This is a genomic window from Nocardia jiangxiensis NBRC 101359, assembly GCF_000308615.1.
GTDB lineage: Bacteria > Actinomycetota > Actinomycetes > Mycobacteriales > Mycobacteriaceae > Nocardia > Nocardia jiangxiensis.
The window spans coordinates 290375-312957 of sequence record NZ_BAGB01000013.1; the positions used below are offsets into that span (position 1 = coordinate 290375).

Here is a 22583-nt window from a genome sequence, read left to right on the forward strand (position 1 = left end):
CGGTGCGGGTGCCGCGCGGGATCAGTCCTGGGTGAGCTGCCCGTCGGTCATCCGCCACCGTCGCGTCGCCCGGACGGTGTCCAGCATGCGGCGGTCGTGGGTGATGAGAATCAGTGTGCCGGTGAAGGATTCGATGGCCTGCTCGAGTTGTTCGATGGCGGGCAGGTCCAGGTGGTTGGTGGGTTCGTCGAGGATCAGCAGGTTCACCCCGCGCGCCTGGAGCAGGGCCAGGGCGGCACGGGTGCGTTCACCGGGGGACAGGGTGTCGTTGGCGCGCAACACATGCGGCCCGCGCAGCCCGAATTTGGCCAGCAGCGTGCGGACCTCGGCCTCGGGCTGATCGGGCACCTGGTCGCCGAATGTTTCCGCGAGCGAGGCAGTTCCGCGGAACAGGCCGCGGGCCTGATCGATCTCGCCCACGGCCACCGCGGAACCCAGTGTCGCGGTTCCGGTGTCGGGCGCGATCTTGCCCAGCAGCACGGCCAGCAGAGTGGATTTACCGGATCCGTTGGCGCCGGTCAGCACGATGCGATCGCCCCAATCCACCTGGGCGGTAACCGGTCCCAGCGTGAAATCGCCGCGGGTGAGGCGCGCGCCGGTGACGGTGGCGACCACCGAGCCGCTGCGCGGGGCCGCGGCGATCTCCATCCGCAGCTCCCACTCCTTGCGCGGCTCCTCCACGACCTCGAGACGTTCGATGCGCCGCTGGGTCTGGCGCATCTTCGAGGCCTGTTTCTCGGTGGATTCCGCGCGCATCTTGCGGCCCGCCTTGTCCGAATCGTTCTTGGCCTTGCGGCGGGCGTTGCGGACGCCGTGTTCGAGCCAGTTGCGTTGCGTCATCGCGCGCGCCTGCAGACCCTCTTTGGTGTCCGCGTACTCCTCGTAGGCTTCGCGGGCGTGGCGGCGGGCGATCTCGCGCTCGGCCAGATAGGACTCGTAGCCGCCGTCGTACAGCCCGACCTGCTGCTGCGCCAGATCCAGCTCGACGATGCGATTCACGGTGCGCGCCAAGAACTCTCGATCGTGGCTGATCACCATCAGCGGCACCCGCACCCCGGAGACGAAGCGCTCGAGCCGGGCCAGCCCGTCCAGATCCAGGTCGTTGGTCGGCTCGTCCAGCAGCAGAATGTCGAAGCGGGACAACAGCACCGAGGCCAGACCCGCCCGCGCGGCCTGTCCGCCGGACAGACCCGTCATCGGGGTGTCCAGCCCCTGCGGCAGGCTCTCGATCAGGCCGAGTTCCGCGGCCACCTCCTGCGCCCGCTGGTCCAGATCCGCACCGCCCAGCGCCAGCCAGCGTTCCAGGGCGGCGGAATAATCGTCCGCGTCGTCCGGAGCTTCGGCCAGGCGTTCGGCGGCGGTGTCCATGATCTGCTGTGCCGCAGCGACTCCCGTGCGCCGGGACAGGAATCCCAGTACGGTCTCCCCGGGCGCGCGCTCGGGTTCCTGCGCGAGATAGCCGACCGTCGCGTCGGGCGGGCTCAACGAGATCTGCCCCTCGGACGCGTTGCCTTCGGACAACATCCGCAACAGTGTCGACTTCCCGGCCCCGTTCACACCGACCAGCCCGATCACGTCACCGGGCGCCAGAATCAGATCCAGATCGCTGAACAGGACGCGTTCACCGTGTCCGGCGGACAGGCTGCGGGCGTGCAGCGTCGCGGTCACGACCGTCGTCCTCGGCTGACAAGCTTGTTCACCTTCATGAGTCTGCCGTGCTCGGGGTTGCACCCCGAGATCGGGCCCGGGGAAATCAGGGTGCGCATCGGTCCTGGTCCCGATGTGCGTTCGGGTGCTCGGACGGCACAGTGGAGATATGACAACCAGTGATATGCGCCGCCTGACCCGTTCCCGTACCGATCGCTGGATCGGAGGCGTCTGCGGTGGCCTGGCCGAATACTTCGGCTGGAACGCCACTCTCGTCCGCCTGCTGTTCATCCTGTCGTGCCTGCTGCCCGGACCGCAGTTCCTGATCTACCTGGTGCTGTGGGTGGTCATTCCGAAGGAGTGAGGCCGACATCGGCGAGTTATCCACAGGAACGAGGAGAAGGCGGATGCGCCGCGGGTGTGTGGGATGACAGGATGGAACCACTTCCCTGCCGGACCCCCATCCGAGGAGCTGTACATGGTCAATTCGGGCGACCTGCCAGGCCTGGACATGCCGGACGTCGATGCGCATTCCGATCTCGGCGGCCTCGGCGCCATCGAGCTCCACCACCCCACCCAGGATCTCAACGGCGACCACATCCCCGATGCCGAAACAGTCCAGGGCCCGCACTCGGTGGACGTGTGGAGCGATATGGACCACGACGGCTTCGCCGACCACCTCACCGCCGTGGACAACGACGGCGACTATTCGGCGTGGGAGTTCCACCACAACCCCGACGGCACGACCGAATGGGTGCGCACCGATCAGGGGCACCTGGGCGATCACAAGCACTGAGCCCGCGCAGCGGGTTCGTGTTTCCACCCGACCTTATTCGCTTGGCGGGGATGGATTGCCGGACCTGTTCGTATCGCCGACTCCTATGATCGGACGGGAACCGTTCGTACGTCGCGTACGTCCAACTGGATAGGGCGCTCGCGGGCCGAAGGATCGGCGGGGCTATTTTGCGACGACCGGTCGGGGAGTGGAGGGATGCAGCGATGGCAAACGCACCGTTGGACGTCAGTACGGACGATCTGGCCGAACTTGCCGGCCATATGAAGGATTCGGCGACGACCGTCGCCAATCAATCCAAGGCGGTGAGCAGTCCGGATCATCTGTTCGGCATGGGACGCAACGGCGCGGAGTGTGAGGCGGGGCGCGCCTACGTTGCGCAGGGCACCGCGATCCACGATGGACTCCAGCACATCGCCGATTGGTTGAAGCACTGGAGTGACGCCACTACCGCTACGGCCAATTCGCTCGGATCATCGGCGATCGCATACGGATGGACCGATGGGTACAACGCCGATCAGATATCCAATGTCGATAAATAGGGTCTACGGACGGGGAGTGTAGGCGAGATAATGGGAGCGAGCGACGCCGAGCGTACGGCCAATGCGGGGAAGTCCGTAGATGATATTCTGAACTGGGGTGCCGATGGGGGAATCGAGTACTTCGTGCAGTTTTATCCGTTGTATACGCAGATGTATACCGGTCCTTACGAATCCAAGGGAGAACTCGAGGCTCGTTACGACGAGCAGCGTGGCATGAATCTGGTGAAACTTGCGGGGACTCGCGATGCTTTGTCGACCGCCCTGGAAGAGGCGCAGACTCAGTTGCAGACGCAACAGAACTGCGCCACTCGTCTCCAGCAGGTGTGGAGCGGTGGTTCGACATCGTCGACCGCGCACGCGATGGTTGCCGATCAGGTCAAGTACGCGGGGAATGATATCGAGGCCGCGCAGCAGGCCGTCGATGCGATGACCGCCGTGATCACCCAGGTGCATGACGCAGTTGTCGACAAGGCGTCCGTCGTCTACCACATTCCGGAGCTGGACGGCGGTAAGCCGAAGTTCGAGATCGATGAGAGAAGTCCCAGCGATATTCAGATGCTGATCGATATCTGTAAAGCCAGGGAGTGGGTCAGTAAGGAGCAGGTTGAGGCTCTTGATGGCTGGTTTGCTGATCGCGCAATTCTTCCGAATGTAGATCGTGGTGGCGACAATTGGTCGAAGAAACAGGCTGACGATGAGAATGATATTTCCGAAGATCCCGGAAAAATAACCCAGATATCGGCACAGTACTGGATGGACAAGATATTCAAGCCTGAGCTGGATGCCAAGCTGGGAATTTTCGATAGTGCGTGTACCACTGCCGATAATACGATCAATCAAAGTTACAAACTCGTCACCGACGCGATGAACGCGGTGCACGACACCAGGTATCCTCGCCCGGCGACCACGTCGGTGCCCTCACCTTCCCCCTCTCCGTCACCATCGCCTTCCCCCTCCCCTTCCAAGTCGACAACGACCGCATCGACGACGGATTCGGGGGACAAGACGACAACCACGTCACCCACGAGTACCAACACCAACAACTCGAACAGCAACAACTCCAACCTGAGCACGACACTCTCGAGCCTGGCGAGTCAAGCCAGTTCCCTGACCAGCACCGCCTCCTCGGCATTGAACGGCCTGGGAACTGCGATGAATTCGGTTGTGACGCAGGGCGAGAGCGCGATCAGCGCACTGTCCGGGCAGATCGAGAAGGGCATCGACGGCGTCCTGAAGTCGGCCAGCGGCGCATCGGGCGCCTCGGAGAAGTCCGTAGCCGAATTCGATGTCGCCGGAAAGCATGTGAAGCTCGGGCTCGGCGCGCAGGGCGGTCTGTCGCTGGATCTCTCGGACTCCGCCGGCGAGGACAAGACCTACACGCTCGAGTTCGACGAGCACGGGATGCCCGTCATCTCCACCGAGGACCACGGGGCGTCGGGCCCGCACGGCACTTCGGATACTCAGGGCGCGTCCGGATCTCACAGCACGTCGGATTCGCACAGCTCTTCCGGCTCGCAGAGCGCCTCGGAATCTCGAGGCGCATCGGGTAGTTCGTCTTCGGCATCCTCGGACTCCGGCAGTCAGGCGAGCAATCACAGCTCGAGTGAGCAGAATTCCGCCACCGAGCAGACCGAGAACAAGACGCCGAGTGTCGACAGCGGGACCAGCGTCAACCCTGGAACTGCTACCCAGAAGGACCAGTCCAAGTCCGACCAGGCCGAGAATCAGACCACCCCTTCGCCGACGAAGCCGTTCGACAGTGGCGCAGAGCTTTCCGAGGCGGGCCCGCTGTGATCTACGCAGGTACCGACTGAACACGGAGTGTCGAAATCGTGGACTACGCCGCTGAAATCGAGCGCATCGGCGCGGAGAACCGCCGCCGCATGTCGATGTTGATGGAGGAGCTGGACGAGGCCAAACTCCAGACCGAGCGCAATGCTCAGGCATGCGCCGAGCGGTTCGCCGCGGAAGCGGCCCGCGAACGTGGCGAGCGCGAACAAGCCGTCCGGTCCGCAGCCGACGAGGAACACGCCCACCGAGCATCCGAAGCCCGTGAACAGCAGGAGACAGCGGCCCGCCGCGAGGCGCAAGCGCAGCAACAACGCGCGGCGCTGCGAACCGCACCCGTGCGCAGGGCCAACGACCCCGCGATCCAGCAGCGCTACGAGCCATCCCGCGAAAACCGCGAGCCGACCGAACAACTCACCGAAGCCGAACGTCGCGAGGCCGAACTCCGCGAACAACGCGCCGCCATCGCCCGCGCCGCCGCCTTCCGCAAGGCCAACGACATGGTCCGTCCGGTCGACGACGAAGACGAGGACGACGAGTACTACCGCCGCAAGAGCTGGTTGGTCTGAGCCGCAGACCGGAACGTCGCGGCTCGGGCCGGATAGTGGATGGCCCGCCGATCCGGTGGATCAGACCATCCAGGATTGCCGAGGCTGGCCGTAGCCGTCGTCTTCGTCCCAATCGGACGGTCCGACGACCTGATCGCGGTTGGGTTTGCGGGTGCCCGGGATGATCCGGTTCACCGACGCCGGGGGTGCGGGTGCAGTGCGCGGGGCCGGTGGCGCAGGAGTGACGGGCGGAGTCGAGGGGGTCAGGGGACTGTCCTGATCCGATTCCTGGGGGACGGGGAAGAACTCCTCCAGATTCGGAATATCCGTCAGGTCCATTTCCGATTCGACTGCGTCCATGCGGGTTTCGTACATCTGGCGGGCCGCGCGTTCGGCGGCTTCGGTGATCGCGCCCGCCAGTTTGCCGACGGTGCCGCCGCGGTAGGCATCGGGTGAAATATGCACGACCGCAACGATTCCCAGCGCGTCGACGCCGACGCGGGCCGTGTGATCGGTCGATGCCACCTCCACGCCCGGTTCTGCGGCCGGTGCGGATGCGTTGGCGGAGTGGGTGGTTCGAGGCTCGTCGATGGCCTCGCCGAGCTCCCTGCCGATTTCCGCGAGCGGTGCTGCCGCTGCCTTCGCGCTCTGCCGAACCTGCCGGGTGGCCTGCTGCGCCGCCTCGACCACCGAACGGCCCAGGTATTGCGGCGTGCTGCGACGGAAGGTTTCGGGGGCCAGCGTGACTGCGGTGACCGCACCTGTCGGGCTCACCGTAACTTCGACCAGCCCGTCTGCGGACCGAGCCTTCGCGGTGACGTCCGCGAGCTGCCGCTGGGCAGCCTTCAGATCCGCTTCCTTCCGGTCGATCTCGGCAAGGATCGCATCGAAATCGCTCGCTTCGAAGTCGGCTTTTTCGCCCATCGGAACTCCCACACCCTCGTTTGCTCCGCTCGATGATAGCCCCGGCTGCAACAGGCCGGGCGACAAGCTGCGGTGATCGGAAACACCCTGTGCAACATCGGAAGTCGAGGGAACCGAAGCAGGTTCCCATGCGTCCAAGTGGGCATGCGGGCCGTACCGATGGTCCGGTAACCTACCGACCGATACGCCAGAGACTCGAGGGGGGCGCGCATGACCACAGCGTTGAATGTGTCGTCGACCGGGGGTTTCGCAGGCCATACCGGCTTGGTCGAGGTCGCTCGTCGCGACCGGATGGCAGCGTCGAGTTTCGAGAATTCGAAGGGGGTCGGTTGTGGCCGACACATTGAATGTCCCGCCCACAGATGACTTCACGGCCTTTACCGGTCTCGTATCCAAGCAGGGGGAACATCTGGCGCCGATGGTTGCCTGGGCCGGTAAGGAATGTTCCGATACCGATGGTTTGAACGGGCTGTTGTCTGCTGTGAAACCCATCGTTCCGGAGGTTGCTCAGCTCCTCGGTGGCAAGCTGAAGCAATGTCAGATCGGTATGGGGACGGTGAAAGACAAGGTCACGACCGTCGATAAGGAGTTGCGGAGCGAGGATGAAAAGAATGCCACGGCAATTGCCAAGATTATACCGGACTCGCCTGGCATTTCCTTCGACGTATCGTCCGTACCCGGATCTTCCACACTCGGAAACTTCACCGATGAGGCGGTGAATCTGAAGGCCCCCGACAAGCCGAAAACTATATCCAAGGGGCTTGTCGGTACCTTGGCTGCAAAGCACGGCATCAGCGTGGATGGAAGTGATAAGAAGGGCACCGGCGGGGGTGGGCTCATATGGATTGCCGACAAAGCCTACAAAATGGTCACGGGTCACAGTTTTATCGAACAGCTGTTCAAACCGCTGCTCGGTGACTGGGATCAGTTGATGTACTTGCACGATGCATACGACACTCTTGGTGATGCATGTTATACGGTTGCTGGAACCCTTCGCAAAGGCTCGTGGAAGCTGGGCAGTGAATGGAACGGTGACACCGCTGAAGCATTCGATGCGTATATGTTCCGCTGGACCATGGGACTCGGAGGGGTCGGCGATGCTGCGAAAGAATTCGCCAAGGTCTGCAAGGAAGTCTACGACCTGGTTGTCGATGCCGTGAAGATTATCGTTTCGGAGATCGATTCGTTGATCGCCAACGAGATCACCGAGCTTGCCAAGGAAGCTGCCAAGACGGTGGAGGGCGACGTAGCCATCGAGGCTATCGGATTGGGGCCGGAGGATCCGGTTGCAGATGTGGTAGCCGCTGCATGGACCGGTTATCGCGCGATCAAGATATACAAGCGCGTAAAGGCTGTGCTCAGTGCCGTAAATAAGATCTACACCGTGTACAACGGGATAAAGAAAACCGTGGAAAAGGTGTCCGAGGCGAAGAAGCAGCTCGAGTCGCTATTGAGTGATAACTCCCCTTGGCCCACTGCCGGAAGTCTGATCAGCGACGTCGAGCAGCGGGGCTTCGATTTCGAGAAGGACGGTAGTTGGGATCCGACGGCCGGTGTGGCTCGGGTTGCGATGCTGCCGTCGGCGACGTAGACGTATCTGATGCTCGGTTGGCGCGAACTGGATTACCCTACTCTGGGGCGGAAGGAGAGGTGTGAGCAGTGTTTCAAGATTTAACGGATTTCGAGGTCGTCCCGACGTACAAGATTCGTGAGGTGACATTCGATATCAACTCCTCGGGTGGTTCCGAGCCGGTCGCTCGAATGGTGGCGGGCAAATATGATGAATTCATGAATCCGTATACGGTCTTCGTCGGTCCTGGACTGGAAACCGTAGCGGGGGCGATCGTCAATAATCAGGCCTATGATAAGGATGGGGTGCGGATCGGCGGTCTGGACTACAAGTATGTCCGTCATATGAATTCAGGTGCCGATATAACATTCCGGCAGAACGACATGGTGGAACTGGTCGGCAAGCAGGTGGGTATGCTCGGAAAGATCAGGGACCTTCCGCTCGTCGGCGTCATCGATAACAGTGACTTCGTGGGGGGTGTTGTTCAACTCCGCTATCGGTTCCGCGGCAGTGGTAGTCCTGGATTCGAAATGACGAAGGCGGCTGGCGTATCGAATAGATACCGCTTCTCGGTTCATGATCCGAAGATAAATCGCCTGATGGTGCTGGCATGCTATGCCCTCCTGGAAGGGCAGACGAGCAAGAATCCCATGAAGGGAGTCAACGAATTCGCAAAGGGGTTTACTGCGGATTACTGGCGTGGACCGAAGCGGGGTCGGTCACGCTCGTCGGGCGACAACAAGTAAATCAGGGGGGACAGCATCAGCTGATATGGCTCGGGATCGGCGGGGTAGCGTGCACGCATGTCCGATGCGCCCCCGTTCAGCCCCACGATCATGTTGTTGACGCTGAGTCGGGTGTGGGAGGCGAGGCTTGCGGACGGTCTGAAGCCGCTCGGGTTGACGACGCGTCAGTACGGGCTGTTGGGGCATATCCGCGGGACGCCGGGGATCTCGTTCAGTGAATTGGCGCGACGTTCGCGGATCACCGTGCAGAGTGTGCACACCGCGGTTGCGCGGTTCGTCGCGGCCGGTCTGGTCGATGACGGGACCGCGCATGCCGGTGCGGCGTCGACGCTGAGTGTCACGGCCGAGGGGGCTGCCGTGCTGGATCGGGCCGCGGCTCTCGTCGTCGATCTCGACGTGGAGTTCGCCGCGCAGAATCCGGAGCTGACGGATGCTTTGCGGGTGCAGATGACGCGGGCGCTGTCGTCATCCGACTAACCTTCAGTTAGGCTGAAGGTTATGGAATATGGCAAGGCTCGGAACGTATGAGTATCCGGCACTATCTGCGTCGGCCCCCGGCTGTCAGTGCCGCGGAGGCGGTTTCGCTCGTCGAGCGCGGCGCACTCGTGGTGGACGTGCGCCGCCAGTTCGAGTGGAATCGGGTGCACATTCCCGGTGCGGTTCACGCACCCCTGGAAGTGCTGCTGGACCGCTGTGTCGAGCTTCCCGAGGATCGTCTTCTCATCACCTTCTGCACCGGTGGAATCCGATCGGCGGGCGCGGCGAATCTGTTGGTGGAGAACGGATTCGAGGCGGTCAATATGAGCGGCGGTCTGGTGCAGTGGCGAGCCGCGGGCGGTCCGCTCACCGACTCCTGAGGCGGCTTCCGGCGACTCTGGTCGTCGTCGGTCGACGCCCTGGGGCCGGTCGCTTCAGTGGGTTTGGGGGCCGACCACATCGACGGCCTTGTCGGCGGCCGCGTCTACCCATGGCTCCACGCTACTGTCCTGGGTCAGGTTGATGTAGATGCCGGTGGCTTGGATGAAGTACCGATGGTTCGACAACGACCACTGGGACTTGGTGGCGCGCGCGATGTCGCCGCTGCAGGCCGCGTGGCCGACTCCTGTTGTGGGACACCAGATTGCCCAGTCCTGGGTGGCTCCCTTCAGGGCGCTGTAGGCGAGGTTGACATTCACTGTGTCGGGAAAGACCAGGACATTCACCGAGACCAGGATGTGTTCGGCGCTGTCGATGTAGGTCCCGGACATATTCGTGGTGCAGTTGTTCTGGCGCAGCGCGTTCTTCACATTGTCGGAATCGGATTCCTGGATGCAAGCCTGCGGACCGCTGCCCACCAGGTTGTACTGCACCCCTTTGGCATCTGTGAAGGATTGGGCCAGTAGGGCATCCGCGGTGAACGGGGTCCGGTCGGTCGAGGCATCGTCGAGTGTGTTCGGGTCGAACGGCGGTGTTGTCGGGGCAGTCGAGTAAGTGGTTGTCGGGGCCCAGATGTCCGTGGTCGTGGTGGACGAGGTCGAGTGCGCGGAAGCGGAATCGTGGCTGCCGGAATTACTCGCGACGACCGCGATCACCGCGACCAAGGCGACGACAACGACGCAGCCCAGGACGATGGCGATCACCTTGCCTGCCCCGCCCGACTGGGGCGGAACGTAGTACGGCTGCTGTACCGGCGGCTGTTGCCAGGACTGCTGGCCTGGTTGTTGCTGCCGGGACTGCTCGACCGGCTGTTGCGGCCATGATTGCTGGGACTGCTGCCCAGGTGACCACTGCTGGGGTGGCTGTTCCGTCGGAGACTGCTGTGGCGACTGTCCTGTCGGAAGCTGCTGCGGCGGTTGGCCGGTCGACCCCAGCTGCTGTGGCCACATCGGCTGCGTGCCTGGCTGCGGTGTCCCCGGTTGCTGCGGCCATGTCGGCTGTGCCGGTGGCTGCTGCGGCCCGGTCGGCTGTACCCCGGGTTGCTGTGGCCACGCCGACTGTGTCCCTGGTTGTAGCCAATTCGGCTGTGGCTGCGGGATCCCCGTCGGCTGCGCCCCCGGTTGCTGCGGCCGAGACGTCGGCGGCTGCGGCTCGCCGCCGATCGCGTTGTGCCCGAACCACACCGTGGGTTGCGCCGGGGAGGGCGTCGGCGCCGATCCGGCCCCCTGCCTCGGGTCGCTGTCGCTGTCCTCACCCTGCCGACCGTGCGCCGGGACCTCGCCTGACATTTTTCCCCTCCCATAGACGGACAATTCCGTCTCGACATGCTGTTCGGAGTGTAGAACATGGGGAAGATCGGGGTACGGCCGGGAAAAATCGCAAAGTCGGTGGCCGTCAGGCGGTTTCGGTCAGCGCCGGTCGCGCCACTGCACCGCGGTCAGGATGTAGTCCTCGATTCGGGCCGGTCCGGGCAAATCGCCGGCGGGTGAGCAGAACGCGACGACGAAGGCGGGAGGGATGTACAGGTCCATCAACCAGATCGCGAGCAACCTGCCGAAGGACGGATATCGGCCGGTGTCGGGGCGAAGTGCGACCAGGCCGAATACGGCTTTGCCGAGTGTGGTGTGGACGATCGCCTGGATGATCACGCGGTTGACGAAGGAGGCGGCCAGCAAGCCCAGGACCGTGAATACCGCGATCGGTACGGCGTGGTGCCAATCGCTATGTAGCAGAGCATCTTTGGCGGACTCAGGCGCTTTCGTGAAGGCGACGGCCGCGCCGATTGCGAGATGGATGAGCACGTCGAGTGCGAATCCGAGTGCGCGCCTGAGCTTGCGCGGCGACGGATAATCCGGATCATCCAGCGCACCATGCCGTTTCGGCTTCGCCTCGGCGTCGGGCTCACCGGGACGTTTCATCATGACCCGGCCGTTCTCCCGCTGCATCTCGTATCCGCCCCCATCGGGCTCGCCGGATGACCTCGGCTGATCGGCTCCTGGATCGCGGTAGGTGAAGGACGGAGGCTGCCTCGCTGCGGAGTAATACGCATACCGCAGTGGTCCGCCACCCTCGTTCACCGAGATGATGCCGTACTTTCGCGGATCGCCCGCGAACCAGATCTCGGTGGTCCTGTGGTTCACCAGCTTGCCGATCTGATTCGACCAGGTGTTCAGGATCAACGCCGACACCGGCCGCCGATTCCCGTCGAGAAGTTCCACCCACTCGTAACGGCCGGTGGAGATGTAGTTGATCGGCCAGCGCATCCACGGATTCCGCTTCAACGCCTTGCGCCGTCGCCCATGTATCCACAAGAATGTCACCGCGAACATCAAGCCGAAAACGAACACGATGAACAGCGGCCCGGGGAGGAACCGACCGGCCTTCGCCGCACCGTGTATCCCAGGCTGATCGAACTTGTTCACCGCGACCACGGCCAACGGCCCACAAGCGGCACTGAAAAGGGTTGCCACCCAGAGCCACAACCGGCGATACCCGAGCGCGGCACGAGTGGCAGGCCAATCTATCGCCCGTGGCGGATGATCGGAATCGACTCCACTGAAGGTTTGGTTCACCATCTCTCCCGGCTAAAGATTCAGACTCGAGTACGCGGGCGTCAGCTCGGTGAAATCGATCGATGTGGCCATTCCGAACAGCATTTCGCCGTACAGCGGGCCGGAATCGACCGCCAGTGTCGAGAACTCGATAACCGCCACGTTCGTGCCGTCATCCGAAGGGACCAGCGCTTCGAGTTGAAAGACGGTGACGTCGTCGGATCTGCCCTCGTACGCCGAAAGGTCAGGAGCGGGGAACCGACGCGTGAACTCCGAGAACAGCATCGGTCGGCCGTTGGCCTCGATAGGTTCGACGACGGCCGAGGGCTCCTGGGCCAGCTTGTTCATCGCGAAGTCCTGTACGACCAGCCGTGGATTCTGCGGATCTCCGCACTGCAGAAGTGAAATCGTGATCCACGACGTGACCTGTTCGCCCGCCTCGGTCAAGTGACGGCCGACTCCGCAGTACACCGTCCGGCGAGCCGCCAGTGCCTTCAGGAAGAACTCGAGCACGCCCAATACGTCCGAAACACTCGAATTCAGCGAATCCGGAGCGGCATCGGTGATCGGGCCCGCAGCATTCTGGAGGGCCTGGTCGATATTTGTGAGCGGGAGCGGATGGTATCCGGGTGGGATATCCACCGCGATCGAATACTCGATCTCACGTTTCGGTGTGATGTTCATATCTCAGCCCGTCGCCTCGTTGTATCCCCAGGTCCCGATCTTGGTGACCGAAGTCTTGAGCCCCTTGAAGACCTTCAGGGCGACTGCCGGATCGGCTGTGGCATGCGCGCCCTCGACCTTCATGGCCTGCAGAACGGTATGGGTTCCCGCGGTGAAACCGCTGCTGTTGAGCGCTGTCGCAAGCTTGTTGGTACCGTCGCCGATCATCTTGTTGTTCACCCATCCGGGGGCATGCGCGGATTCCGACCACGCTCGCGCCATACCTTCGAATCGGCCGACGTCACCAGCCGCATCACCCAACATGGCAACCTTTCCGACCTTGGCCAAACCGCCCACCCCGGGGATCACGCTCATCGCGTCGCCACCGACGGTCTCGGCAGCCTTCAGTTTGTCCGACCAGCTGCCGTGCAGGAATGCGTTGCGGATGTCCTTGTCGGTCGCGTCCAATGCGAGTGCTCCCGCGCCCGCGGCAAGCGAGACTCCCAGGGCGATGGCGTCGATCGGCGGGGGAGTGACGACAGCCAGCAATCCGGCCACCGAGGAGATGATCGAGAGAGCCTCGTGTAATCCCTTGCGATGCTCGTCGATCCACTTACCCACCGCCTTCACCGCATCGGTGATGCTGTCCCACCAATGATGGTTCGGGGCGCTGGGGGCGAAATCCTTTGCGGCGGCGTCGAGTTCGGCGGCGACCTTGCGGGCGAGCTTGCCGTGTTCGGATTCCAGGTCCTTGGCTCGCTGGATGACGGAATCTAGTGCGCCCTGGTAGTTGTCGACCGAGGTGCCGGCGGAGCGGACGGCGGCTTCGGCGGTGTCGAGGCGGGATTGGGCTGCGGCCAGGGCATTCTGGTCGGTGAAGGTTTGATTGGCCAGGCCGAGGTCCGGATTGGCCTTGGCTTGTTGCAGGGCGGTGACGGCCTTGGCGTGGTTGTCGCGGGCCTCGGCGGCTTCGGTCTCCAGGGTTTTGGCGGTGTCCTGGTAGCCGACCAGGCCGGTGTGCCATTCGTCCAGGACCGTGACGGCGCGTTCGAGGGAGTTCTGCGCGTAGCCGAGATCCTGGGCGAGGGTGTTGTCGAAGTGGGAGCGGAACGCGTCGCCCGCGTCGCCCTTCCAGATGCCGTCGTTGCTGTTGCGGAGACGTTTGAGCAGATCGTTGGTCTCTTTGACTGCCGCACCCGCGGAGTTGATCTCGGTTCGCAGGCCGGAGACGTCGTCGGGCGTGCCGGGGACCGGGTTGAAGCCGATGTTCGGGTACGGGTTGGCCTGGTTCATACCTTGGTCTCCGTACCGGAGGTGCCCTCGACGACGGACTTCGCCTGTGTCAGGGCCTGCGCGAACGCGGTATCGGCCTCCTGATAGGCGTCGTGGCATTGCGAGATGCCGTCCGCGGTGGACGTGGCCGACTTGCCGATCTGTTCGATCCCGTACTTCCACCGGCGCTGGAAGCTCTCGGCGGCATCGTTGAGCACCTTCGGCCCGATATCGCCGTGACCGCCCTGCGCCATCGCCTTCATCGCATCGGTCAGCACCTGTTCGGAGTTGCGCAACGACTGCACCGCTTTACCCAGTGCCTCGATGTCCACCGAGAGAAAACCAGCCAATTCCGAGCCACCTTTTCATTCCGTCACGAGACGTACGACGCCTTCAGTGCTTACTTGGACGTCTCCGACACCGTTCCGGTTCCATAGCATTCGGGTATCTCGGCATGCTCGGGCAAGGCTCGATCGCGCGACGGCCGATCGGCGGTCATGGTGCAGCCGACGGCCGGGGCGCGACGACGCTCAGTGTGAAATCGGGCAAAGCGGGCGAATCATGCAGTCCGTCAGGTGAGTTCGCTTATTTGCGCAACAGCTGGACAACCTGCAGCAGCTCCATCTTCGACGGAGGTTCGGACTCCTCGACCGCATGCGGATCGATGATCGCCGTGCGTGCGATCACCTCTTCCGGTTCGGCGAACGCCTTGTACTTCTTGTCGCCGAGCAACTGGTAGGTGAGATATCCGACGAGCAGGCCGCGAGTGAGGCGTTCGGTCCTGGGTTCGAACTTGGTCGCCCCCAGCGCGGCCAGGACACGGCGGCCCCGGACGATGCCGTTGCGAGACGCGCCGTCGACCGAGCGAAGCACGGCGGGACCACCCCACGCGGCGGCCAGCGCGACGGCATCGGAGCCGGCCTCGTCGAGCTCCGCGCCGGCGCCCAGGATCAGAGCGGGGGATTCGATATCGGGCGCCACGGATTCGGCCGAGGGGGCGGTGACCGCGGGATAGAGCGCGGCGACGGCCGCGACCTTGCGCTGCGAAGCCGCGATGACCGCGGCGCCCGCACCCATACCGTGACCGGCCAGGGCCAGTTTGTCGGGATGAACGCTGATCTTGCCCTCACCCAGCCGCACTCCGGTGCAGATGTCCAGGGTGGTGAGCAGGTCGGTGGCCAGGTTCAGGTGCGAGGGGATCGGTCCGCGCTCGGTGTCGGGTGCGGCCGCGACGAAACCCCAGGAGGCGAGATGTTCGAGCAGCTTGCGATAGTTGCCCGCACCGGTGAGCCAGCCGTGCCCGAACGCGACGGCGGGCAGGTTCAGACCCGTCTCCGGGGTCAACACCAACCCGGGCTGCCCGGCGATGCCGAGATTGCCGCGCAGGACCCGGTGGGGGCCGGGGCTGGCCAGGGTGCTCAGGAGCGATTTCACAGACGCCGACACGACGTCGAATTTATCCGATAGCCGTCCGCGAACGGCGTTTCGCCGGATCTCGGGGTCGTCGTCGAGCCGATCGACCGGGGCGGCAACGCATCTGCCAGCGGTTTCCCGGGCCGAACAGCTTCGACGCCTCCAGCTGCCCGCGTCGGACGCGCCCGGGTCCCGGACACGCCACGACCGCGCCGCTCGAGCGAATGTGCCCCTTTGCCGCACCGAACGAGCGCAGCCGGGCACGCGCGCGAGCGCATCTCGCGGCCCTGTCGCTGTCCCGGTTGCGCCCCAGTACGCTGGTGCCCCATGTGCGGAATCGTGGGCTACGTGGGATACCGGGACGCGCTCGGCGTCGTCGTGGACGCGCTGCGCCGTATGGAGTACCGGGGATACGACTCGGCGGGTGTGGCCATCCTGGACGGTGCGGGCGGGATCGCCGTCGAACGCAAGGCCGGTCGCCTGGCCAATCTGGAAGCCGAGCTGGCCGAGGCCGGAGTGTCGAACTTCGCCGGAACCACCGGAATGGGTCATACCCGATGGGCGACGCACGGCGCGCCCACCGACCGCAACGCGCATCCGCATCGCGATGCGACCGGTGCGGTTGCCGTGGTGCACAACGGCATCATCGAGAACTTCGCGCCGCTGCGGCATGAGCTCGAATCCGCCGGGGTGGAGTTGCGCAGCGATACCGATACCGAGGTCGCGGTGCATCTGGTTTCGCGCGCCTACGACTCGGGTCCGACCGCGGGTGATTTCGTCGCCAGTGCGCTGGCCGTGCTGCGCCGGCTCGAGGGTGCGTTCACGCTGGTGTTCACCCATTCCGCGCATCCGGGCACGATCGTGGCCGCGCGGCGGTCGACGCCGCTGGTGGTGGGCGTCGGCAAGGGGGAGATGTTCATCGCCTCGGATGTCACCGCGTTCATCGAACACACCAGGGAGGCAGTCGAACTCGGGCAGGACCAGGCGGTGGTGATCACCGCCGACGGATACACCGTCACCGATTTCGACGGCAATTCCGGTGTGCCGACCCGCCCGTTCACCATCGACTGGGATCTGGCCGCCGCCGAGAAGGGCGGTCACGACTACTTCATGCTCAAGGAGATCGAGGAGCAGCCCGCCGGGGTCGCCGACACGCTGATCGGGCACTTCGACAAGGGCCGGATCGTGCTGGACGAGCAACGCCTGGCCGATCAGGAGTTGCGCGAGTTCGACAAGGTCTTCGTCGTCGCCTGCGGCAGTTCGTATCACGCGGGTCTGCTCGCCAAATACGCCATCGAGCATTGGACGCGGCTGCCCGTCGAGGTGGAGCTGGCCAGCGAATTCCGTTACCGCGACCCGGTTCTGGACCGGTCCACGCTGGTGGTGGCGATCTCGCAGTCGGGGGAGACCGCGGACACGCTCGAGGCCGTGCGGCACGCCAAGGAGCAGCGGGCGCGGGTGCTGGCCATCTGCAATACCAACGGCGCGCAGATCCCGCGCGAGTCCGATGCGGTGGTGTACACCCGCACGGGCCCGGAGATCGGCGTCGCCTCCACCAAGGCGTTCCTGGCGCAGATCACCGCGAATTACCTTGTCGGCCTTGCCCTCGCGCAGGCGCGCGGGACCAAGTACCCGGACGAGGTGGCGCGCGAATTCGGCGAACTCGAGTCGATGCCGGCGTTGGTGGAGCGCGTGCTGGAGACCGCGCCCCAGGTGCGGGAGATCGCGCGTCGGTTCGCGAATGTCTCGACGGTGTTGTTCCTGGGCCGCCACGTCGGTTATCCGGTGGCCCTCGAGGGTGCGCTCAAACTCAAGGAACTGGCGTACATGCACGCCGAGGGTTTCGCCGCGGGTGAGCTCAAGCACGGTCCGATCGCGCTGATCGAGGAGGGGCTGCCGGTCATCGTGGTGATGCCCTCGCCGAAGGGCCGCGCGGTACTGCACTCCAAACTGCTCAGCAATATCCGGGAGATCCAGGCGCGCGGCGCGAGCACCATCGTCATCGCCGAGGAGGGCGACGACACCGTGCGCCCCTTCGCCGACCACCTCATCGAAATTCCCGTCGCCCCAACTCTTTTCCAGCCGCTGCTCTCGACGGTCCCGCTGCAGATCTTCGCCGCTGAGGTGGCCCAGACCCGCGGCTACGACATCGACAAGCCGCGCAATCTGGCCAAGTCCGTCACGGTCGAGTAGTAGCGGGCCGCCGGATGCGGGTGGTCCGGCGGCCCGGCTCGACGCGGGTCAATCGGCTACTGCGGCAAGGGGTTCGGGTTCCGGGGTGACCTGTGCGGTGGAACGTCGCTCGAGGGCGCCCGAGAGTACGGCCAGGCCCAGGGCGCTGCCGGACAGGACGACGCCGACCCGGTTGGGCGCGGTGTAGCCGAATCCGGCGGCGATGACGAGGCCGCCGAGCCATGCGGCCAGGGCGTTGCCGAGGTTGAAGGCGCCGATGTTCAGGGCCGAGGCCAGGGTGGGTGCGCCGGCGGCCTGATCGAGGACGCGTTTCTGCAGCGGCGGGACGGTCGCGAATCCGAGTGCGCCGATCAGCACGACGGTGATCGCGGCGGTGATCTTGTCGTGCGCGGTGAGCGTGAAAACGCCCAGTACCACGGTCAATGTGCCGAGCGTGAGGTAGAGCATCGGCATCAGATGGCGATCGGCATAGCGGCCGCCGATCAGATTGCCGATGAGGAAGCCCAGGCCGAACAGCACCATGATCCAGGTGACCGAACTCTCCGCGTATCCGGTGACCTCGGTCATCATCGGTGCGAGATAGGTGATCGCGGCGAATACGCCCCCGAAGCCGAGCACCGTCATGGCCATGGCCAGCAGCACCTGAGGATTGGCCAGGACGGCCAGTTCGCTGCGCAACCGGGCCTCGCGCGGGGCGGCCTGATCGGGGACCAGCGCCGCGACCCCGACGGTGGCGACCAGGCCGACCGCCGCGATCAGCCAGAAGGTGATCCGCCACCCGAAATGCTGACCGAGCAGTGTGCCCAGCGGTACGCCCAGGACGGTGGCGACGGTGAGTCCGGTGAACATCAACGAGATCGCTCCGGCGCGGCGATCCGGGCTCACCAGCGTTCCGGCGACGATGGACCCGATCCCGAAGAATGCGCCGTGCGCCAGCGAGGCCACGATGCGGCCGGTCAGCAGCAGGCCGAAAACCGGTGCGAGAGCGGACAATACGTTACCGGCGACGAGTAACAGCATGCTGATCAGCAGCATCCGCTTACGGGAGACGCGGGTGCCGAGTCCGGTCATGATCGGGGCGCCGATCAACACGCCCAGGGCGTATCCGCTGACCAGCAGGCCCGCGGTGGGGATCGGTACGTGATAGCCGCTCGCGATATCGGGCAGCAGGCCGACGACCGCGAATTCGGTGGTGCCGATGGCGAACGCCCCGAGTGCCAGGGCCAGGAGTGCGAGGGGCATGGGTGGAGCCTCCACGAGTGTTGCGGGTAAGCATTACAGGCGTCGACAATAGTTGCAGACGCGCGTTAATTGCAAGCGCGGTATATTTCGGAAGCGGGGTATCCTGAAGAAACAACGCCGCACGCAGGAGGAATCGATGACCGCGGACGCCGCCCTGACCGGTCTCGCCGATGGCTGGTACGCACTGTCGGTGCTGCACGCTCGGATCGAGGCGCATATCGAACGCGCGCTGCAGGTCGGTCACGAATTGAGCGTCCGGGAGTATTCGCTGCTCGTGGTGCTCAGTCGTCAGCACGACGGGCAGGGCGGGCACCTGCGCATGAATCAGGTCGCCGATGCGGTGGCCTTGAGTCAGAGTGCGACGACCCGGCTGGTCACCCGGTTGGAGGATCGCGGTCTACTGCAGCGTTATCTGTGTCCCGACGACCGTCGGGGGATCTACACCGACGTGACTGCGTCGGGATTGCGGTTGCTCGATCAGGCGCGGCCCACGCATGACGAATCCTTGTCCGGCGCTCTCCGGCAGGCGGCCGCGGACCCCGAACTGTCTGCCTTGGTCGCCGCGGTCGAGGCACTGAACGCCTCCTCGGTGCATGGTGCGCGTACTCGCGAATACCGTCCGGGGTAGCTGGCGGCCGTGTTGATGTTGCTCGATTCGGTCGCGTGGTCACCGGCGGATAACGCGAGCCGTTCATATATCGCAATCCTGTAGCGCGGCCGGTCATGGCGGCTTCGTATCGCTGTCACACTGGTCACGCTGGTGTGATCCATTATCAGACACTGCCCGAGAGTCAGATATGTCACTCTCGAAAGTGTGTTTAGTTGTCTTTTCGTTAACCTTGCGTTCATCTGTCGCGACCATTCTGTGACTTGCCGAGATGAGCTTCCAGCAAATCTCCAGCAGGTGGACACGACCGCTTCGGCGACATTCGTCGCCACGGCCGCGTCGGCAGTCGCCGGTTCCGGATCCGGTGTGAGACCGCGCGTATCCGTCATGTCTTCGGATAACTGAATCGCCAACTCCCACAACACAACCGACAAACGGACAGGTAGCGGTGAACGCTCCGGCCGCCAGGTCGAATCCCGAGCGCTCTCGGTACCGTCGCGCTGTCAGAAACACAGTCGAGATGAACTTTCGAAAACTGATCCCCCTGACCCTGCTAGCCGCCGTCGCGGTCGTACCCGTGGCGGCCAACGCTCAGACCCCCATCGCCGGTGTGCCGCAGCAACTGCAGCAGCAGGCCCTGCAGTTGCAGAACCAACTGCCGTTGGCGCAGCAGAACCAGCTGCAGCAGTTCCTCCAGCCGATGCCGCAACCGCTGCCTCAGCTGATTCCGCCGGTCTTCGCGAACAACCTGGACGGCTGGATCCGCAACGCGCAGTACGTCATGTCGCAGCGCGGCATCCCCGGCAGTTACGAAGGGATCCACCGCAACATCATGCGGGAGTCGGGTGGCAACCCGCGCGCGATCAACCTGAGCGACTCCAACGCCGCCCGCGGCATCCCCTCCAAGGGCCTGATGCAGGTCATCGACCCCACCTTCCGCGCCTACCACGTGGACGGCACGTCGTGGGACATCTACGACCCGGTCGCCAACATCAGCGCGGCCTGCAACTACGCCGCCCACCGGTACGGCACGATCGATCGCGTGTTCTCGGCGTACTGATCTGCTACTGCACGGTGATGGTGCCGTGCATATCCGGGTGCAGTGGGCACAGATAGCGGTACGTGCCCGGCACGGTGAAGGTGTGACTCCAACTGCCCGTATTGAAGATCGGGCTGTTGATGCCCATCGCGCTGTCACCGATGCCCTGCACCGCGTGCGGGAAACGATCGGCGAAGTTCCACGTCACGGTGCCACCGACCTTGATGGTGACCGCGTCGGGTGCGAACTTCATATTCTTCACCTCGACCGTCACCGCTCCCTCGGGCGCGGCCGCCGCGGTCGAGGATTCCGACCCGGTCACCGAACCGGATGTCGGTGCGGATGTCGTTGTCCCGGAACCGCATCCGCTCACCAGCAGCATTCCCGCGAGTGCGGCGACGCCGAATCCGGCACGCAGCATTTTCCGGCGGCTCCAGTCCATCGGCATGCCGCCCAGCCTAGCCCCGCCCGATAACCCCCGGTTCGCCGCAGCACCGTTGTCCGGTTCGTCGCGTTACGCGCCGACCGCTGACGGCCGGTGCGCAGCGGTTGCGTCTCGTTGCATCGACAGTGCGGTCGGTGCCGCGGCGTACTCTGCTGTCGTCGGATGTGCCGGGGTCGGTGGGCAGGAGGCGAACGATGGCGGTGCGCGGGTATTACCCGGTCGATGAGGTTCGGGCGGCCGAGTCCGAGCTGTTCGGGCGGGTCGCGGCCGGGGTGCCGATGCAGCGGGCGGCGTACGGGCTGGCGAATGTCGTCGCGGGGGAATTGCGCGAGCGGACCGGCGGCGTGGCCGGGCGTTCGGTGACGTTGCTGGTCGGGTCGGGGGACAACGGCGGCGATGCGCTGTGGGCCGGGGCGATGCTGCGGCGGCGCGGGGTCGCGGTGTCCGCGGTGCTGCTTTCACCCGAGCGGGCGCATGCGCTGGGGCTGGCCGCGTTGCGGCGGGCGGGTGGGCGAATCCGGGAGGACCTCGGCTCGCCCGATCTCGTGGTCGACGGGATCGTCGGTATCTCCGGACACGGCTCACTGCGGCCGCGAGCAGCGGAGCTCGTTGCGGCGGTGGACGTTCCGATCATCTCCGTGGATCTGCCCAGTGGTGTGGATCCGGACACCGGTGCGGTGGACGGGCCCGCCGTTCGGGCGGATGTGACGGTCGCATTCGGTGCGTACAAACCGGTGCACGCGCTCGCCGCGCCCTGGTGCGGGCGAATCGAATTGGTACCCATCGGATTACGTCTGCCCGAGGCCGAACTCGCCGCATTGGAACCGGGTTCGATCGGTGCCCAGTGGCCGGTTCCCGGCCCGTACGACGACAAATACACCCAGGGGGTCACCGGTATCTGCGCCGGGAGCGCGACGTATCCGGGTGCGGCGGTGCTGTGTACCGGCGCGGCCGTGGCGGCGACCTCGGGGATGGTGCGTTACGCCGGTACCGGTGCGGCGGAGGTGCTCGCAAACTTTCCGGAAGTCATTGCTGCCGAGACGATCTCGTCCACCGGCCGAGTGCAGGCCTGGGTGGCGGGTCCAGGCGCCGGTACCGACGACTTCGCCCGTGAACGACTTTCGGAAATCCTCGCGACGGATCTGCCGGTCGTCCTCGACGCGGACGCGCTGACCCTCGTTGCCGCCGATCCCACCCTGATCGCGGGCCGTGCCGCGCCGACCGTGCTGACCCCGCACGCCGGTGAGTTCGCCCGCCTCACCGGCGCGGATCCGGGCCCGGACCGGGTGGCGTCCGTGCGCGATCTCGCCGAGAAGTGGCAGGTCACGGTGCTGCTGAAAGGTCGGGCCACGCTGATCGCCGCGCCCGGCCGCCCGACCCTTATCAACGAGGCGGGGGGTTCCTGGGCCGCCACCGCGGGCGCGGGCGATGTGCTGTCCGGCGTCATCGGCGCACTGCTGGCGGCCGGCCGCGACCCGTCCTGGGCCGCAGCGGCAGCCGCCCGAGTCCATGCCCTGGCCGCCAACCTCGCCGCGTACGCCGAATCTGCCAGCGGCCCAGGCGCTCCCATCTCGGCGAGTCCGCTGTTGCAGCACATCCGTCCGGCGATCCAGACCCTGCGCAGTTACGGCATCGGATAGCGGCCGCCACCTGTCCGACCTGCGGGCCCGGCGTTCCGGGCCGG

The 22583-nt window shown here is 64.8% G+C and carries 23 protein-coding genes; 13 read left to right on the forward strand and 10 right to left on the reverse strand.

Going from position 1 to position 22583, the window contains the following annotated elements:
• Positions 1-21 precede the first annotated feature (21 nt).
• Entirely contained in the window at positions 22-1668 is a 1647-nt protein-coding gene (locus ON40_RS05785; protein ID WP_040819175.1) for an ABC-F family ATP-binding cassette domain-containing protein, read from the reverse strand.
• Positions 1669-1816: 148 nt separating this feature from the next.
• Between ON40_RS05785 and ON40_RS05790 the strand changes: the two genes are divergently transcribed.
• The 5 genes from ON40_RS05790 to ON40_RS05810 all read left to right on the forward strand — a co-directional run bounded on the left by ON40_RS05790 (position 1817) and on the right by ON40_RS05810 (position 5339).
• On the forward strand, positions 1817-2011 hold the full coding sequence (locus ON40_RS05790) for a PspC domain-containing protein (RefSeq protein ID WP_040819176.1): 195 nt from the start codon (positions 1817-1819) through the stop codon (positions 2009-2011).
• Between the two features lie 114 nt (positions 2012-2125).
• Positions 2126-2443 carry a DUF6802 family protein gene (locus tag ON40_RS05795; protein WP_040819177.1) on the forward strand — a complete coding sequence of 106 codons (318 nt, stop codon included), beginning with the start codon at positions 2126-2128 and terminating at the stop codon, positions 2441-2443.
• A gap of 203 nt (positions 2444-2646) precedes the next feature.
• Positions 2647-2982, forward strand: coding sequence for a hypothetical protein (locus ON40_RS05800; protein ID WP_040819179.1), 336 nt, complete (start codon positions 2647-2649; stop codon positions 2980-2982).
• Between the two features lie 30 nt (positions 2983-3012).
• Positions 3013-4776: a hypothetical protein gene (locus tag ON40_RS05805; RefSeq protein WP_040819181.1), complete on the forward strand. Its 1764-nt coding sequence runs from the start codon at positions 3013-3015 to the stop codon at positions 4774-4776.
• Positions 4777-4814: 38 nt separating this feature from the next.
• Entirely contained in the window at positions 4815-5339 is a 525-nt protein-coding gene (locus ON40_RS05810; protein WP_040819182.1) for a hypothetical protein, read from the forward strand.
• 60 nt (positions 5340-5399) lie between these two features.
• Here the strand turns inward: ON40_RS05810 and ON40_RS51700 are convergent, their stop codons facing one another.
• Entirely contained in the window at positions 5400-6242 is an 843-nt protein-coding gene (locus ON40_RS51700; protein WP_051192728.1) for a YbaB/EbfC family nucleoid-associated protein, read from the reverse strand.
• A gap of 331 nt (positions 6243-6573) precedes the next feature.
• Between ON40_RS51700 and ON40_RS05820 the strand changes: the two genes are divergently transcribed.
• The 4 genes from ON40_RS05820 (at position 6574) to ON40_RS05835 (ending at position 9415) form a co-directional block, all read left to right on the forward strand.
• Positions 6574-7833: a hypothetical protein gene (locus ON40_RS05820; protein WP_040819184.1), complete on the forward strand. Its 1260-nt coding sequence runs from the start codon at positions 6574-6576 to the stop codon at positions 7831-7833.
• A 68-nt stretch (positions 7834-7901) separates the two neighbouring features.
• Entirely contained in the window at positions 7902-8558 is a 657-nt protein-coding gene (locus tag ON40_RS05825) for a hypothetical protein (protein WP_157186211.1), read from the forward strand.
• A gap of 57 nt (positions 8559-8615) precedes the next feature.
• Positions 8616-9035 (forward strand): MarR family winged helix-turn-helix transcriptional regulator, encoded by a 420-nt coding sequence (locus tag ON40_RS05830; RefSeq protein ID WP_040819187.1) that lies wholly within the window; start codon positions 8616-8618, stop codon positions 9033-9035.
• 47 nt (positions 9036-9082) lie between these two features.
• Positions 9083-9415, forward strand: coding sequence for a rhodanese-like domain-containing protein (locus ON40_RS05835; RefSeq protein ID WP_040819188.1), 333 nt, complete (start codon positions 9083-9085; stop codon positions 9413-9415).
• A gap of 54 nt (positions 9416-9469) precedes the next feature.
• Here ON40_RS05835 and ON40_RS05840 read toward each other — a convergent pair whose 3' ends face one another.
• The 6 genes from ON40_RS05840 to ON40_RS05865 all read right to left on the reverse strand — a co-directional run bounded on the left by ON40_RS05840 (position 9470) and on the right by ON40_RS05865 (position 15406).
• Positions 9470-10423: a hypothetical protein gene (locus ON40_RS05840; RefSeq protein WP_157186212.1), complete on the reverse strand. Its 954-nt coding sequence runs from the start codon at positions 10421-10423 to the stop codon at positions 9470-9472.
• A gap of 459 nt (positions 10424-10882) precedes the next feature.
• Entirely contained in the window at positions 10883-11944 is a 1062-nt protein-coding gene (locus ON40_RS47930; RefSeq protein WP_157186213.1) for an RDD family protein, read from the reverse strand.
• Between the two features lie 114 nt (positions 11945-12058).
• Positions 12059-12709, reverse strand: coding sequence for a hypothetical protein (locus ON40_RS05850; RefSeq protein WP_040819191.1), 651 nt, complete (start codon positions 12707-12709; stop codon positions 12059-12061).
• A 3-nt stretch (positions 12710-12712) separates the two neighbouring features.
• Positions 12713-13981, reverse strand: coding sequence for a hypothetical protein (locus tag ON40_RS05855; protein ID WP_051192730.1), 1269 nt, complete (start codon positions 13979-13981; stop codon positions 12713-12715).
• Positions 13978-14310, reverse strand: a complete 333-nt coding sequence (locus tag ON40_RS05860) for a hypothetical protein (protein ID WP_157186214.1) — start codon at positions 14308-14310, stop codon at positions 13978-13980. The genes ON40_RS05855 and ON40_RS05860 overlap by 4 nt, the downstream gene beginning before the upstream one ends.
• A gap of 235 nt (positions 14311-14545) precedes the next feature.
• The gene (locus tag ON40_RS05865) at positions 14546-15406 is read right to left on the reverse strand and encodes a dienelactone hydrolase family protein (RefSeq protein ID WP_040819193.1); all 861 of its coding nucleotides are present in this window, start codon (positions 15404-15406) and stop codon (positions 14546-14548) included.
• Positions 15407-15700: 294 nt separating this feature from the next.
• Between ON40_RS05865 and glmS the strand changes: the two genes are divergently transcribed.
• On the forward strand, positions 15701-17566 hold the full coding sequence (gene glmS, locus ON40_RS05870; RefSeq protein ID WP_040819194.1) for a glutamine--fructose-6-phosphate transaminase (isomerizing): 1866 nt from the start codon (positions 15701-15703) through the stop codon (positions 17564-17566).
• A gap of 48 nt (positions 17567-17614) precedes the next feature.
• Here glmS and ON40_RS05875 read toward each other — a convergent pair whose 3' ends face one another.
• Positions 17615-18808 carry an MFS transporter gene (locus ON40_RS05875; RefSeq protein WP_040819567.1) on the reverse strand — a complete coding sequence of 398 codons (1194 nt, stop codon included), beginning with the start codon at positions 18806-18808 and terminating at the stop codon, positions 17615-17617.
• A 136-nt stretch (positions 18809-18944) separates the two neighbouring features.
• On the opposite strand from ON40_RS05875, the gene ON40_RS05880 reads away from it, so the two are divergent.
• The gene (locus tag ON40_RS05880; RefSeq protein ID WP_040819197.1) at positions 18945-19436 is read left to right on the forward strand and encodes a MarR family winged helix-turn-helix transcriptional regulator; all 492 of its coding nucleotides are present in this window, start codon (positions 18945-18947) and stop codon (positions 19434-19436) included.
• A 499-nt stretch (positions 19437-19935) separates the two neighbouring features.
• Positions 19936-20475: a transglycosylase SLT domain-containing protein gene (locus ON40_RS51125; RefSeq protein ID WP_040819198.1), complete on the forward strand. Its 540-nt coding sequence runs from the start codon at positions 19936-19938 to the stop codon at positions 20473-20475.
• A 4-nt stretch (positions 20476-20479) separates the two neighbouring features.
• On the opposite strand, the gene ON40_RS05890 is transcribed toward ON40_RS51125, so the two are convergent.
• Positions 20480-20902, reverse strand: a complete 423-nt coding sequence (locus ON40_RS05890; protein ID WP_083895428.1) for a plastocyanin/azurin family copper-binding protein — start codon at positions 20900-20902, stop codon at positions 20480-20482.
• Positions 20903-21099: 197 nt separating this feature from the next.
• On the opposite strand from ON40_RS05890, the gene ON40_RS05895 reads away from it, so the two are divergent.
• Positions 21100-22539 (forward strand): NAD(P)H-hydrate dehydratase, encoded by a 1440-nt coding sequence (locus ON40_RS05895; protein ID WP_040819571.1) that lies wholly within the window; start codon positions 21100-21102, stop codon positions 22537-22539.
• Positions 22540-22583: the final 44 nt, after the last annotated feature.